This is a genomic window from Variovorax soli (genome assembly GCF_031454625.1).
GTDB lineage: Bacteria > Pseudomonadota > Gammaproteobacteria > Burkholderiales > Burkholderiaceae_C > Variovorax > Variovorax soli_A.
The window spans coordinates 147,425-160,459 of sequence record NZ_JAVDRF010000011.1; the positions used below are offsets into that span (position 1 = coordinate 147,425).

The 13,035-nt window shown below is 70.0% G+C and carries 13 protein-coding genes; 4 read left to right on the top strand and 9 right to left on the bottom strand.

Features of this window, described 5'->3' with window-relative positions; all coding sequences use genetic code 11:
• Positions 1–79: 79 nt before the first annotated feature.
• The gene (locus J2739_RS21995; protein WP_309905580.1) at positions 80–805 is read right to left on the bottom strand and encodes a HisA/HisF-related TIM barrel protein; all 726 of its coding nucleotides are present in this window, start codon (positions 803–805) and stop codon (positions 80–82) included.
• Between the two features lie 27 nt (positions 806–832).
• On the opposite strand from J2739_RS21995, the gene J2739_RS22000 reads away from it, so the two are divergent.
• From J2739_RS22000 to J2739_RS22010, 3 genes are read left to right on the top strand one after another with little or no spacing between them, the layout of a single operon-like run.
• Positions 833–1,819 carry an ATP-grasp domain-containing protein gene (locus J2739_RS22000; protein WP_473774985.1) on the top strand — a complete coding sequence of 329 codons (987 nt, stop codon included), beginning with the start codon at positions 833–835 and terminating at the stop codon, positions 1,817–1,819.
• Positions 1,806–2,891, top strand: a complete 1,086-nt coding sequence (locus tag J2739_RS22005) for a hydantoinase/oxoprolinase family protein (protein ID WP_309905583.1) — start codon at positions 1,806–1,808, stop codon at positions 2,889–2,891. The genes J2739_RS22000 and J2739_RS22005 overlap by 14 nt, the downstream gene beginning before the upstream one ends.
• Positions 2,891–3,487: an amino acid kinase family protein gene (locus J2739_RS22010; protein WP_309905585.1), complete on the top strand. Its 597-nt coding sequence runs from the start codon at positions 2,891–2,893 to the stop codon at positions 3,485–3,487. The genes J2739_RS22005 and J2739_RS22010 overlap by 1 nt, the downstream gene beginning before the upstream one ends.
• Positions 3,488–4,224: 737 nt before the next feature.
• On the opposite strand, the gene J2739_RS22015 is transcribed toward J2739_RS22010, so the two are convergent.
• From J2739_RS22015 to J2739_RS22035, 5 genes are read right to left on the bottom strand one after another with little or no spacing between them, the layout of a single operon-like run.
• The gene (locus J2739_RS22015; RefSeq protein ID WP_309905586.1) at positions 4,225–4,929 is read right to left on the bottom strand and encodes a (5-formylfuran-3-yl)methyl phosphate synthase; all 705 of its coding nucleotides are present in this window, start codon (positions 4,927–4,929) and stop codon (positions 4,225–4,227) included.
• The gene (locus tag J2739_RS22020) at positions 4,926–5,507 is read right to left on the bottom strand and encodes a DUF447 domain-containing protein (protein WP_309905723.1); all 582 of its coding nucleotides are present in this window, start codon (positions 5,505–5,507) and stop codon (positions 4,926–4,928) included. Before J2739_RS22020 ends, J2739_RS22015 begins: the two co-directional genes overlap by 4 nt.
• Before the next feature lie 14 nt (positions 5,508–5,521).
• On the bottom strand, positions 5,522–6,964 hold the full coding sequence (locus J2739_RS22025) for a DUF6513 domain-containing protein (protein ID WP_309905588.1): 1,443 nt from the start codon (positions 6,962–6,964) through the stop codon (positions 5,522–5,524).
• Entirely contained in the window at positions 6,943–7,593 is a 651-nt protein-coding gene (locus J2739_RS22030) for a flavoprotein (protein ID WP_309905725.1), read from the bottom strand. Before J2739_RS22030 ends, J2739_RS22025 begins: the two co-directional genes overlap by 22 nt.
• Positions 7,594–7,635: 42 nt before the next feature.
• Positions 7,636–9,681, bottom strand: coding sequence for a sigma-54-dependent Fis family transcriptional regulator (locus J2739_RS22035; protein WP_309905590.1), 2,046 nt, complete (start codon positions 9,679–9,681; stop codon positions 7,636–7,638).
• A gap of 206 nt (positions 9,682–9,887) precedes the next feature.
• Here J2739_RS22035 and J2739_RS22040 point away from each other — a divergent pair, with 206 nt between their 5' ends.
• Positions 9,888–10,403: a dihydroneopterin aldolase gene (locus J2739_RS22040; protein WP_405053929.1), complete on the top strand. Its 516-nt coding sequence runs from the start codon at positions 9,888–9,890 to the stop codon at positions 10,401–10,403.
• 79 nt (positions 10,404–10,482) lie between these two features.
• On the opposite strand, the gene fae is transcribed toward J2739_RS22040, so the two are convergent.
• From fae to J2739_RS22055, 3 genes are all read right to left on the bottom strand, one after another.
• Positions 10,483–10,995, bottom strand: coding sequence for a formaldehyde-activating enzyme (gene fae / locus J2739_RS22045; protein WP_309905592.1), 513 nt, complete (start codon positions 10,993–10,995; stop codon positions 10,483–10,485).
• Between the two features lie 75 nt (positions 10,996–11,070).
• Positions 11,071–12,009: a triphosphoribosyl-dephospho-CoA synthase gene (locus tag J2739_RS22050; RefSeq protein WP_309905594.1), complete on the bottom strand. Its 939-nt coding sequence runs from the start codon at positions 12,007–12,009 to the stop codon at positions 11,071–11,073.
• Complete coding sequence (locus J2739_RS22055) at positions 12,009–12,965, bottom strand: ATP-grasp domain-containing protein (RefSeq protein WP_309905596.1); 957 nt, start codon at positions 12,963–12,965, stop codon at positions 12,009–12,011. The genes J2739_RS22050 and J2739_RS22055 overlap by 1 nt, the downstream gene beginning before the upstream one ends.
• Positions 12,966–13,035 lie beyond the last annotated feature (70 nt).

Below are 13,035 nucleotides of genomic sequence, written 5' to 3' on the forward strand. Positions count from 1 at the left end.
CCTCGGAGGATGGCACGGTTCGTGTGTGCAGGGGCCGCATGGCATGCACCCGAACCCACTTCCGGCCGGCGTCCGCGGGTCAGCGCGCCCTGCGCGGGAGTTGCAGGTCGTGCAGCGCGCTGGCGACCAGCCAGGCATCGGCGCCCGCGGCGCCGGCGCGTGCCAGGTCGTCCTCGCTGCGGATGCCGCCCGCGCCGATCAGCATGGCGCGCGGTGCCAGGCGCCGCACCTCCTGCAAGGTCTCCAGGTCCGGCCCGGCGCCGGAGCCGACCCGCTCGAGCGTCATCACGATCAGCCGCTCCGGCCACAGGTCCACCGCGTCCCAGCAGCCGGCGGCATCGAGGCGCCGGCCGTCGCGCCGGTCGAGCGACAGCGCAGCCCGGGCGCCTTCGTTCGCGGCGGCATCGAAGCAGCGCTCCAGTGCCTCGCGCGAACGCAGGGACTCGCTGCCATACACGAACACGATGCGCGCGGCGAAGGGCGCCAGCTGGCTGCGCAAGGCCTGCCCGGCCGATGCATCCGCCAGGCCCGCGTCGAGCCAGAGCTCGATATCGGGCAGCGCCTGCAGCAGGTCGACGAGCACTGCGATCTGCGTGTCCCGGCCCTGCAGGGCATCGAGATCGGCCACGTACAGCTGGCGCGCCGCACAGTGATCGCACAGGATGCGCGCCACCGTCACCGGATCGCTGCTGGCACACAGCGCCGACACGATCGGCCGGTACGCCTGCCGGTCGCCGCGCACGGCACGCACCACCTGGCCCTGCAGCAGGTCGATGACGGGAATCAGGTTCAATTCGGAGATCATGGGTCACTACCCGCAGAGAGGATGGAAATGAGGACACGCGTGCTTGTTTACGAGTATCTCAGCGGCGGCGGCTGGTCGGACTACGGCGACGAAGCGGCGGCCGACGAGCTGCTGCCGTTGGGGCTGTCGATGCGCGACGCCATGGTGGCGGACCTGATGCACGTCCACGATTGTTCGGTGTCGGCAGCCACCTGCGTCCCCGTGAACACCCTGCCCGCCCGCGCGGCGCCGCTGCGGCCGCTTGCCGGCGAATCGGCATTCGCCTTCGTCGCGCGCCAGAGTGCGCTGCACGACCTGGTCTGGCTGGTCGCGCCCGAGACAGACGGCCTGCTGGCGCGCTTCCAGCGAACCGTCGGCGATGCCCGCTGGCTGGGCTGCAGCGCCGAAGCCATCACGCTGGCGGCCGGCAAGCAGGGCACGCTCGCGCACCTGGCCGCGCACGGGGTGCCCACGCCGCTGGCCTTCGAGCATGCGCCCGACATCGCGCGCTGGGTCGTCAAGCCCGACGACGGCGCGGGCGGCGTGGCCACGCAGGTGCACACCAGCCGCGCGGCCGCGCTCGCAGACCAGGCCGGCCGCGCGCAGGCCGGCGCGGCCGTCACGCTCGAGCCCTGGATCGAAGGCGAGGCCCTGAGCCTGTCGCTGCTGTGTTCCGGGCAGAACGCCGAGATGCTGAGCGTCAACCGCCAGCGCATCGCGATCGACGCGCACGGCCGCCTGTGCTTCGAAGGCGTGACGGTCGATGCGCTCGGCCGCGACGATCCGCGCACGCGGCCCCTGGCCGAGCTGGCCCGGCAGGTGGCGCGCGCCATCCCGGGCCTGCAGGGTTTCGCCGGCATCGACCTGGTCTGGCATCCGCAGCGCGGGCCGGTGGTGATCGAGGTCAATCCGCGCGTCACCTGCGCCTATGTCGGGCTCTCGGCCGCGCTGGGCCGCAACCTGGCGGCCGAACTGCTCGCGAGCCGCCTGCACGGCCACCACCCGGATCGGGAACTTGCGCGTGGCCACGCCTGAACGCACCACCATCGGGTGGGACATCGGCGGTGCGCACGTCAAGGCCTGCCTGCTGCAAGGTGGCGAGGTGGTCGACGTGGCGCAATGGGCGTGCCCGCTCTGGCAGGGGCTGGACCACCTGGTGCGTGCCCTCGGCGCCGCGCGCACGCGCTGGCCCGCGCTCGAGGCCGCGCAGCATGCCGTGACGATGACGGGCGAGATGGTCGACCTGTTCCCCGACCGCGAGGACGGCGTCCGAAGCATCGCCGCCGCGCTCGCGGCCGCGCTGCCGGTGCCGCCGGGCGCGCTGCATTTCTTTGCCGGCGACGCCGGCTGGTGCGCCGCCGCGGACGTGGCCCGGGCATGGGCCTCGGTCGCCTCGGCCAACTGGCTCGCGACGGCCCGGCATTCGGCGCTCACGCTGCCGCAGGGCGTCCTGGTCGACATCGGCAGCACGACCACCGACCTGATCGCGTTCGGCAACGGCCGCGTGCTGAGCACCAGCCGCACCGACGCCGAGCGCCTGGTCAGCGGCGAGCTGGCCTACCACGGCGTGGTGCGCACGCCCTTGTGTGCGCTGACCCAGCGCCTCACGTGGCGCGGCCAGGCGCGCCACGTGATGAACGAGTTCTTCGCCACCACGGCCGACGTCTACCGCGTGAGCGGCGAGCTCGATCCGGCGCACGACCTGCACCCGAGCGCCGACAACGCGGCCAAGAGCCTGCCGGCGACGCGCCAGCGCCTCGCGCGCATGGTGGGCCTGGACGAACGCGACGCCACCGCCGCCGAATGGCTCGATCTGGCGCGGGCCTGGCGCAGCGCCCAGCTCGAGGCGCTTGCCGCACAGCTGCGCCGCGTGCTGGCCGCGCATGCGCTCCCGCGCGACGCCGTGATCGTCAGCGCGGGCTGCGGCGCCTTCCTCGCGCCGGAACTGGCGGCCGCAGCCGCCGGACCGGCTCCGCACCGGCTCGCGGCCTACGGCAGCGATGTCGCCAAGGTGGCCCCTCATGCCGCTGCCGGCACCGCCGGCTGGGCGCAGGTGTGCGCCCCGAGCGTCGCGGTGGCCGCGCTGTTCGAACGGGAGCACGACTGATGTGGGTCGTCAAGATCGGGGGCAGTCTTTGTACCGAGCCGGTGCTGCTGCAGTGGCTGGATCTGCTCACGCAGGTGGGCGGCGGCCGCGTGACGATCGTCTGCGGCGGCGGCAGTTTCGCCGACGAGGTGCGGCGCGTGCAGGCCCACTGGCAATTCGATGACCTGGCCGCCCACAACATGGCGGTGCTGGCGATGGCGCAGACCGCCTACCAGCTGCATGCGTTGAATCCTGCCCTGCGGCTGGCCACGCGCAGGACCGAGATCCCGGCCCTGCTGCACCAGGGAAAGACCGCGCTGTGGCTGCCGCTCGAACTCAGGCGCGACAAGCCGGACGCCCGCACCAGCTGGGAGGCCACCTCCGACACCATCGCGCTGGACCTCGCGAAGCATCTCAACGCCGAGCAGCTGGTGATGGTCAAGTCCTGCACCATCGACCCGCAGCTGACCCTGGCCGACCTGAGTGATGCCGGCGTGCTCGACCGCCAGTTCGCCGAGCAGGCCGACGGGGCGGCCTTTCCGATCACCCTGCTCCACAAGAACCAGGTCGGTGCGATGCGTGCGCTTCTGCTGGGCGCGGATTACGCGGGGCGCTGAGCCGTACGCTGCTGTGGGTTTGAGGCCGGAGCCGGGATGTCGCCCCGGCAGGCGAGTCACTTTCTTTTGCTTCGCCAAAAGAAAGTAGCCAAAGAAAAGGCGACCCCACTGGCCGCGACCCTGCGCTTCGCTGCGGGAAGCCTGCGGTGCTCGCTTTTCGGCTACGGCCAGAGGGGAGTTGAACTCCAACGCGCCATGGCGCGTCCTTGTGTGGGGCGCGCGAAGACGTGCGCTGCAGGTCTTGGCTCGCGCTGCGCGAACGCAAACGCAAACGCAAACACATGCCATGCACGTCCTCCACATGCCCATGCCCATGCCCATGCCCATGCCCATGCCCAATGCTCATGCCATGCTCATGCTCATACGTATGAGTAGGTCCGTGCACATGCGCATGCGTCCGCTCCCACTCCAGGCCTCGCGCAGCGAGGCCGTTGGAGGCCGAGCGAAGCAATGGCCCGACCCACTCCCCTCTGCGCGTGCCGAGGAGCGCAGCTTCAGGCGGAAAAAGGGCCGCGCGTGTTTGAGCGAAGCGAGTTTGCGCGGACCCCGCCTGAAGCGAGCACCGCAGGTTGCCCGCAGCGAAGCGGAGGGTCACGCGCAGTGGGGTCGCCTTTTCTTTGGTTACTTTCTTTTGGCGAAGCAAAAGAAAGTGACTCGCCCGCCGGGGCGACATCCCGGCTCCAGCCTCAAACAAGCCGCAACGCCATGACAAGCGAACAAAGCCCCATCCAAAGCAGTCAAGCCGGCAAGGACTCGACCGCCTGCCCTCGCAACAGCGCACCCAGTGCCGCCAGCCGCTGCGGGCACAGCGCTGTCGTACGGTCACCCGTGCAAACCGCGCTGCGAAAGCCCGCGAAGTCGGGCGCGAGCGCACGCAGCGAGAGAACATCGGTCGTACGCAGTGCGCCCGCCAGGCCGACCAGCCGGCCCGACGCGCGCACCCGCGCCACGAATTGCCGCAGCTCCGGCATGGCCACCGCGTCGAACAGGCTGCCCGCCTGCTTGTCGGCCGTGTCGGCCATGAGCGCAGGAAATTCGAGCCCGCAGGCATGCGCGACCAGCCCCGCATCCAGGCCGCGGTCGGCCACGAAGACCGGCACCACCGGCCAGGCGCAGGCCGCCAGCGCGTCGAGCACGGCCAAGGCCTCGGGGCATCGCTCGATGCCGACCTTCACGTAGTCGACGCCGCAAGCACCCACGGCCTCGACCTGGGCGAGGATGCGCGGCAGCGCATGCATCGGCAGGTCGCCGATGGTCGCGCTCACCGGCAGCGCGACGCGCTGCGCGCGCAAGGCACTCGCGATGGCGGCGATCGTCGCCACCGGCAAGCCGCCCAGTGCGCCCTCGCCCGGCTCCTTCAGATCGATGAAGTCGGCCCCGCCGCCGGCCGCGAGCAGGGCTTCCTGCACGCTGCGGACACTGACGAGCATGCGCATCGTCATGACGAGCGCTCCTGCGCGCGGGCCTGATGCTGCGCGACCGCGGCGCGCAGCCAATCCCAGGCCTCGTGCTCTTCGGGTCCCGCGGTCTTGTCGATCGCGATCTGCAGGTAGCGCATTTCGGTGTCCACTTTCTCGGGTGCCAACATCTTCAGGCGGCTGACCAGCACCGCCCCCTCGATCACCGCCGCCTGGGCGCGATTGAAGCCGGCGAAGGGTGCATGCGTGACCTCGTGCACGGCCACCATGCGCAGCACCGGCCGCTGTACGTCGTCGCGCCGCTCTGCCAACGCGAGTTCGACATGGCGAAGCGCGCAGGCGAGCCGCACGCCCTCGATGCGTTCGGCCGCGCACGTCGGCCAGGTCTTGCGGCCGGTCACGCAGCCGGCGAACACGCGGGTGTCGCACACGATGTTGAGCACCGCATGGCCGGTGGCCACGATGTTGTCGTGCGTGGTGGAAGGCTTGAAAGGCATCAGCACGATGCCGTCGTCGCGGTAGCGCACGCCCATCGGCGCCACATGCACCTGCCCGTCGGCTGCGACGGTGGTCACCACGGTCTCGAAGATCTGGTCGTTCATGGTCTGCACGGCGCTCATGACCCGGGCTCGTCCGTCTTGGCTTTCGGCGCCTTCATCGTCGTTCCCGGCGCGCACCAGCGCGCCAGGTCTTCGGCGGCCCGCGGCGCGGCGCAGCCCCAATCCAGCGGCTGGTCCTGCACGTAGCGCTTGCCCAGCTGCCAGGCGATTTCCGCCCGTGCCAGCTCGACGCCCATGTAGAAAGCATGGTCGGCATCGTCCTGCAGGTTCAGCTGCGGCCAGAGTTCGAAGGCGCCCTGGCCCAGGCGCAGGCCGTCGCGGTTGTAGACGTGCAGGCCCAGCGGCGAGATCTGCACGCGGAAGTTCGGGTCGCGCACCTGCGCCGCGATCTCGCCGATCTCCTCCGGCGTGTCGGGAAACGGATGCCTGGCATGCACCGTCGCCAGCGCATCGCTCAGGCCCTTGGGCAAGGTGCCGCGTTGAACCGACGCATGCATGATGCGGCGGGCCCAGTCGGCCTCGCACACCGCGCGCCGCGCATGGTGGCTGACCTGCGTCGTCAAGACGGCGGCGGCATTCAGTTCGGCGGCAATGCCGAACAGCACGGCGTTGATGCCGCTCGTGTCGGCCTCGGTCAGCTCGGTGAGGTTGCCGACGCCGATCATGATCGGCGCGTCCGGAAAACGCTCCCGCAGCCGGTGGTAGCGCACGATCGACGCGGTCAGCCCGAAGGGGATCGGATCGAGGATCGAATCCGCCAGGAAGGCGCGCCCGCGGCGCTGCATCTCATGGATCGCTTCGTACAGCGACGCCTCGTGGGCCGGAAAGCGGGGGATCAGTATGGGCGTCGAGGCGACCTCGTCGGCGATCCACAGTGTGTCCAGCTTGAGGCTCAGCAGATAGTCGGCGCCGGCCTTGCCGCCGCACAGCAGTTCGAAGGGCTCGCTCGAATCGACGCTGACTCGGAAGCCGGCGGCCTTCAGCGCCTGCACGCTCTCGGCCAGATGCTCGAAGGGCGTCTCGGGCAGGCAGCCGAGGTCGATCACGTTGGCGCCGTCGGCGGCCAGCCGCTGCGCCCGCTCGACGATCTGCGCCACCGACAGCAGCGGCGCATCGACGATCTCGGCGAAGATCGACACCTGGTATTCGTTCAGTTCGACGCGCAGCTCGGCCCGGTCGAAATGGCGCGGCAGGTCCTTCAGTTCCTGCGGCCCGCGCTCCACCGGAATGCCGTAGTGGGCGCTCAGGGCTGCGATGTCGCCACGGCAGCGCCCGGGCACCATGATGCGGTCGGCGCGCCGCGGCGGGCCGGCGCCCTCGGCCTCGCTGAACACCGGCGCTGCCACCCGGCGACGGATCAGGTCCGTGGTCATCAGCGCGGCCACCTGCAGCCCGATCTCCCGCACTTCCCATGTGAACGGGGCCGCCTCGATGCCGGCCAGCACCCGCGCGAGGCTGGCTTGGGCGAGACGCCCGGTCAGGAAGACGATGTGTTCCATGCGAGTGAGAGTTCTTTCAAGCGTGCGTCGAGCACGGCTTCGAGTTCGGCCGGAGAGCAGACCACCCGGCAGAAGTCGATGCCGCGCAATCGCGCCACATTGTCGAGCTCGATGCGGCGTGGGCGCAGCGTCACCCAGTCGTGCGGCGATTTGGTGACCACCACCGGTTCGGTGTCGCATGCAAACACGATGCCAGGGATGCCGAGCTTGCCGGCCTGGGCGAACATGTTGGTCGGCAGCGTGTCGCTGATGCCGAACGCGCACTTGGCCACCGTGTTGCTGGTCGCCGGCGCGACGACCACGGTGTGATAGATGTCGTCGTAGAGCATGCCCACCGGGACGCCGCTGGCCGTCTTGTCGCGAAACACGCGAAAGCGCGGCTTCAGTCCTTCGATATGCAGCTTGTAAATCGGCAGCACTTCCTCGGCGGCGGCCGAGAGGAACAGGTCGACCGCCGGCAGCCGCTCTGCGATCGCCAGCGATTCCTCGAGGAAATGACCGGACCCCGTGATGCACCAGGCCAGGCGCGAACGCGGCGCCGCATGCAGCTGCGTCTCGCCGGCCTCGGCAGACAGTCCGACGCCACGCGGATCGATGGGGCCGGCACCGGGGTGCCCTTCGTTGGCCATGGCCGATGGATGCGCGGACTCGGAGGCTGCGTTCACAGCTTCTCAGTCCGGCGGTGAGATCTCGATGTGGAGCTTGTGGAGTTTCCGGTACAAGGTGTTGCGGCTGACATCGAGTGCCTTGGCGACGTTGCTGACGTTCCAACGATGCTGCTCCAGCATCTGCAACAGCACCTGCCGCTCGTTGGCCTGGATCGGATTGAGCCTGGCCTTGGGCGCCGCATCGGCGGGCGCCGTGTTCTCGTCCGCAGTTGTCGCGCCGGTTGCGGCCGGCAACGCGACAGGGGCTTGATTCGGCGATGGCGCCTGCCTCGCCACCAGCGAAGGCAGGTGCTCCTTCGCGATGGTCTTGCCGTCGGCCAGCGCGGCCGCGCTGCGCAGCACGTGGCGCAGCTGCCGCAGGTTGCCGGGCCAGGGATGCGCCATCAGCAGGCGCTCGGCCTCTTCGCTCAGCCTGCAGCCGGTGCCGCCTTCGTCCGCCAGCACGGACTGGATCAGCTCGCGCTTGTCGCTGCGGTCGCGCAGGGGCGGCAGGTCCAGCTCGATGCCGGCGAGCCGGTAGTACAGGTCTTCGCGGAAGCGGCCGTCCTGCACCAGGGTCGGCAAATGCTGATGACTCGCGCTCACGAGCTGGAAGTCCACCGGATGGGTGTCTTCGGTGCCGAGCGGGGTGACCTGGCGCTCGTCGAGCACGCGCAGCAGGCGGGCCTGCAGCTCCAGCGGCATGTCGGCGATTTCGTCGAGGAACAGCGTGCCGCCGTCGGCCTGCAGGATCTTGCCGCGCCGGCCGCTGCGCTGCGCGCCGGTGAAGGCGCCGGCCTTGTAGCCGAAGAGCTCGGATTCGATCAAGGTCTCGGGCAGGCTTGCGCAGTTGACGGCGACGAAGGCGCCGTCGGCATGCGGACTGCTCTCGTGGATCGCCCGCGCGAAGACCTCCTTGCCGGAGCCGGTCTCGCCGCACAGCAGCACCGGCGTGCTGCGCGCGACCACGCGCCGCGCGGTGTCCAGGTGGGCCACGAGCCGCGGGTCCTTGAAGGTGCGGACGATCGGCGGGGGACGCAGGGCGGGCACGCGCGGCGGCACGCGAAGGCCTTCGCCCGCTGTCTCGTCCAGTGCCACGACGCCCATGCCCGCGACCCGCCCGCGCGCGGGCGTGCCGGCGTCAGATGCCGGCCGTCGCGCCACCGCGAAGAAGCGCAGCGCAGCTTTGGCGCGGTAGGCCACGACCGGGTGGAAGGACGAGGACAGGCTGCGCTTGAGGATGTCCTCGAGCGAGGTCTGGAACAGGTCCTCGATGCGCTGCGTGCGGATCTCGTCCATCGACTGCAGGCCGAGCTGGAACAAGGCGCTGCGGTTGGCCGCGAGGATGCGCCCGTCGTCGCCGACCGCGAGCTTGCCTTCGTGCAGCGTGTAGACGAACTCGGGCCGGCTGTGGAAATGCAGCGGATGCGCATTCGAGAAGCGCTTGTCGATGAGGCGGTTCTCGATCATGCGCGCCGTCATGCCCAGCAGCACCAGCACGTGCTGCTGCATCAGGCTGGAGCGGCTGGTCACGTCGAGCACCGCGATGATCTCGCCGGTCGGATCGAACACCGGCACCGCGGAACAGGTGAGCTGCGTGAACTGGCTGAAGAAGTGCTCGTCGCGCCGCACGGAGATCGGATGCGCGGCCGCCAGGCAGGTGCCCATGCCGTTGGTGCCGGCCTCCGCTTCGCTCCACATGCCGCCCGCATGCAGGCCCATGGGCTCGGCATCGGCAGCGAACTCGGGCGAGGACACCATGTGCACGATCACGCCGTCGGTATCGGTCAGCACCACCGCCGACTCGGGGTCGGCGAGCTGCTGGTAGAGCGTGGTCATCTCGTAGCGTGCGCACTCGATCACGTCGGCATGCCGGTCGCGCCGCGCTTGCAGCGCCGCCGACCCGATCACCACCGGTTCGCGCGCGCGGCCGGGGTCGAGCCTGTAGAGATTGACGCATCGACTCCACGAGCGCGTGACCAGGTCATCGCCCTCTTCGTGAAAGCCTCGCCTCACGACATCGAGTACGCGATCGGCGTGCCGATCGCCTTGCCGCGGCATCAATGTCATTGGCGTTCTCCGGCACGTTCCATTGCGTCTCCTTGGTCGGCCCATTGTTGTGCTTGCCGGCGCCCCGTGAACCCGGTGAAACACCAAGGCCCATCGGGCCCGATCCGCGCACTGGCCTGCATTTTGCATCGATGAATTCCGCACGGAGGGCCACGCTCGCCGGCGGACACACTTTCGAACATCTTCAAAACAACCGGAGACGGCACTTGAACACCAGCCTGCGTCCTTCCATCGGCTCGCTTCCCGATGCCCTCAGGGCAACCTCCGACACGGCCGAGGCGCCTGCATCGATGGACCTGATCTTCATCGAAGGCCTCCATGGCGAGACGGTGATCGGCATCCACGAGTCCGAGCTGCATCGCCCGCAGCCGCTCGTCATCGACGTGGTCGCAGGCGTGCCGCGCGCGCTGGCCTGCGACACCGACCGCATCGCCGACACCATCGACTACAGCCTCGTGCGCGAGCGGCTGCACAGGCTGCTGCTCGAACATCGCCTGCAATTGCTCGAGGCGTTTGCCGAAGCCATCGCCGACATCCTCATCGAGGAATTCCGGGCAAGCTGGGTTCGCGTCAAGGTCGTGAAGCCGCGCAAGTTCGACGATGTGCAATCCGTCGGCGTGCAGATCGAGCGTCATGCGCCTGCTGCCGGCAGCGCGAAAGCGGCCCACGGCGCGACGGTGCTGAAGTTCCTCGCCAGCGGCATGGTGCCCGCCAGGCACTGAACGCGCCGCGCCTCGCCGGACGACCCAAGAAAAGAAGCCCGCGCGGTTCACGCGCCGGCTACTTCTCCCGCGCCGAGGCTTACAGGTGCGCCGCGAACGGATGTGCCATCTTGCCCTTCTTGTCGACCACTTCGGCGGGCGTGGGCGAGCCGGATACGGCGCGCTGGATGGATTCGCGCACGGCCTGGTAGTTGTAGTCCTGGATCTTCTTGTCGTCGGTGGCGAGCCAATGGATGAACACGCCGACGCAGAGGAACAGGTTGTCGGCCTCGTCCATCGGGATGGTGCCGTCCTCGACGCTGTCGGCCACTGCCAGTGCCACGGCGCGCTGTGCCGGACCGAACATCTGCACGGCCTGCTTGGCGCCCTTGATGGTCACTTTGTTGAACATCACGGTGGCTGGCTTGGCCAGCAGGTTGGGAGCCACCACGGCAAGCAGCGAGGTGAAGCCGTCCTTGTTGTTGGTCAACGCGTTCGCGAACGCCGTTTCAGCGGCGCTGCCGCGCGGGCCGATGATCAGGTCGATGTGGGCGACTTCGTTGCCCTCGCCGACGAGCGATTCGCCCACCATCAGTCGATCGATTTTTGCCATGGTCTCGGGTCTCCTCTACAAGGTGATAGGGTCGTTACGACACCGGCCAGGATGACCAGCGCAAGGTCATGGGTATCACGATCCGTGCCATCCGCTCGCTGCCGCGCGCGCCGGCGCCGTGGAGGCCCCGATCCAGCCGGCCAGCAGCAGCGCCGCGACGGTCAAATCGGCGCTGGTCCCCGGGTTGATGCGCCCGGCCTTCAGCGAGAGGTCCCAGGCGGCGAAGCCGGGATCGGCATCGAGCACGGCGCCTGCGCGCTCGCGCTCGCGCCAGGCCTGCGCCGCCGCCATGACAGTCTGTGCCACGCGCTCGCCGTGAATTCGAACAATGTGTGAATCCGCAAAGCCGCTCAGGCAGGCCAGGTAAAGGCGTTGCACGAAGGCCACGGTGGCGGCGTCGGGCGTCGCATCGGCGCCGGCCGGCCCGTCGCCGCAAGCCGTCCCGGGACGCGGCGCAGCGAAGGCCAGCGCGAACAGATCGGCGAAGCCGTCGCGGTACTGCCGTGCGATCAGGTCGCGGTCGGCCGCCAGCGCCATCGCGGCGCGCAGGTCGATGCTCGGCACGTCGCGCACGTCCTCGGCCGGGGCGCTCCCCAGGCCGCCGGGGCGGGCATGCGCGATCGCGCGATAGGCCGCGCGTGCATCCTCGATGTCGAGCGTGCCCAGCACCGACGCCACGGCCGCCTGCAGGGCCGTGCGGGTGGTGGCGCCGGGATGGCGCTCCATCGCCAGCGCGATCGGCGCGCACAGCAGCAGGATGCCGAGGTTGGTGTTGCAGCCGGCGACTGCCCAGCTGGCGGCCACGGCGCCCTCGATGCGCGCACCGACACGCGCATCGGGCGCGAACAGCGGGCCCGCCGCGGCCTCGGCGCTGGCGATGAACATCGATGCCTGCATGCCGTGCCCCGGCGAGGCGAGGCTCACGTTGCCCGGCTTGCGCACTGCGACGTCGAGCCAGCACGCCCGCAGGAAGCAGGCCCTGGCGCGTTCGATCGCCGCTTGCCGCGCGTTCATCAGGCGCGGCGCTCCGGGGCCATGCCCTGCTGCAGGCGAGGGCGGGTCTGCGCCATCTTGCGGCCGAGCAAGTCGTCGACGATGGCGCCGGCGATGTTGAAAGGCGTCACGCGCTGCAGGCCCTGCCAGGCGGCGACGCCATTGACTTCCAGCACCTGGATGCGCGGCCCGCTCGCCGCCGCGATGAGGTCCACTCCCGCATAGTCCATGTCCAGCGCGAGCGCGGCGCGTTCGGCCAGTTGGGCGAGCGGCGGCGCCAGTTCGGCCGGCTCGCAGCGCGCGCCCTGCGCCACGTTGTGGACCCAGTGTGTGCTCACGCGCCGCATCGCGGTCAAGGCGCGCCCGCCCACCACCAGCACGCGCCAGTCGAAGCCCGGTGCGGCCAGCGGCGGCACGAAGCGCTGCAGATAGGCCAGGCCTGCGTAGCGCGCGTCGATGTCGGGCATGGCGTGATGCACGCCGTCGACCTGGCCCACCAGCTGCAAGTCCTTGCCCTGCGAACCGAACAAGGGCTTGAGCACCAGGGCATGGCCTGTGGCAGTTTCGCGCATCGCGATGCGCCGGGCCTGGGCCGCGGATTCCGTGGCCCAGGTGGCGGGCGCCGGGATGCGCGCGGCATGCAGCAGCAGGCTCGTCATCGACTTGTCGACCGAACGCTCGATCGCGCGCGCGTCGTTGTAGACCGGCACGCCCAGTTCGCGCAAGGCGTGCAGCACGCCGAGGCGTTTCGTGACCTGCTCGAAGCTGCCGCCGGCAATGCCCCGCACCAGGACCGCATCCGGCAGCTCGCGCCCGTAGCCGGGAATGACCAGCCCGTGCCAGGCCGCCGTGGTGTCGATGTGGCAGGCCGCCAGATCGACGCAGCGCCCCAGCGCGCCGCGCGCGCGCAGCGCCGCCTGCAGCTGGCGCGTGTGCCAGCCGATCTCGTCGCTCATGATGGCGACGCGAAGCGTCATGGCCGCACCCCGCCAAGGCGATCGGTCGTCTCGGTGCCCGCCCGGCCGCCCCGAAGGGCGCTGAACAACA

Coding starts and splice junctions, on each gene's coding strand:
- J2739_RS22010 (WP_309905585.1), top strand. CDS start 2,891: ATGTGGGTCGTCAAGATCGGGGGCAGTCTTTGTACCGAGCCGGTGCTG.
- J2739_RS22030 (WP_309905725.1), bottom strand. CDS start 7,593: ATGGCCAACGAAGGGCACCCCGGTGCCGGCCCCATCGATCCGCGTGGC.
- J2739_RS21995 (WP_309905580.1), bottom strand. CDS start 805: ATGATCTCCGAATTGAACCTGATTCCCGTCATCGACCTGCTGCAGGGC.
- J2739_RS22050 (WP_309905594.1), bottom strand. CDS start 12,009: ATGAACGCGCGGCAAGCGGCGATCGAACGCGCCAGGGCCTGCTTCCTG.
- J2739_RS22020 (WP_309905723.1), bottom strand. CDS start 5,507: ATGAACGACCAGATCTTCGAGACCGTGGTGACCACCGTCGCAGCCGAC.
- J2739_RS22025 (WP_309905588.1), bottom strand. CDS start 6,964: ATGGAACACATCGTCTTCCTGACCGGGCGTCTCGCCCAAGCCAGCCTC.
- J2739_RS22000 (WP_473774985.1), top strand. CDS start 833: ATGAGGACACGCGTGCTTGTTTACGAGTATCTCAGCGGCGGCGGCTGG.
- J2739_RS22015 (WP_309905586.1), bottom strand. CDS start 4,929: ATGACGATGCGCATGCTCGTCAGTGTCCGCAGCGTGCAGGAAGCCCTG.
- J2739_RS22055 (WP_309905596.1), bottom strand. CDS start 12,965: ATGACGCTTCGCGTCGCCATCATGAGCGACGAGATCGGCTGGCACACG.
- J2739_RS22035 (WP_309905590.1), bottom strand. CDS start 9,681: ATGACATTGATGCCGCGGCAAGGCGATCGGCACGCCGATCGCGTACTC.
- fae (WP_309905592.1), bottom strand. CDS start 10,995: ATGGCAAAAATCGATCGACTGATGGTGGGCGAATCGCTCGTCGGCGAG.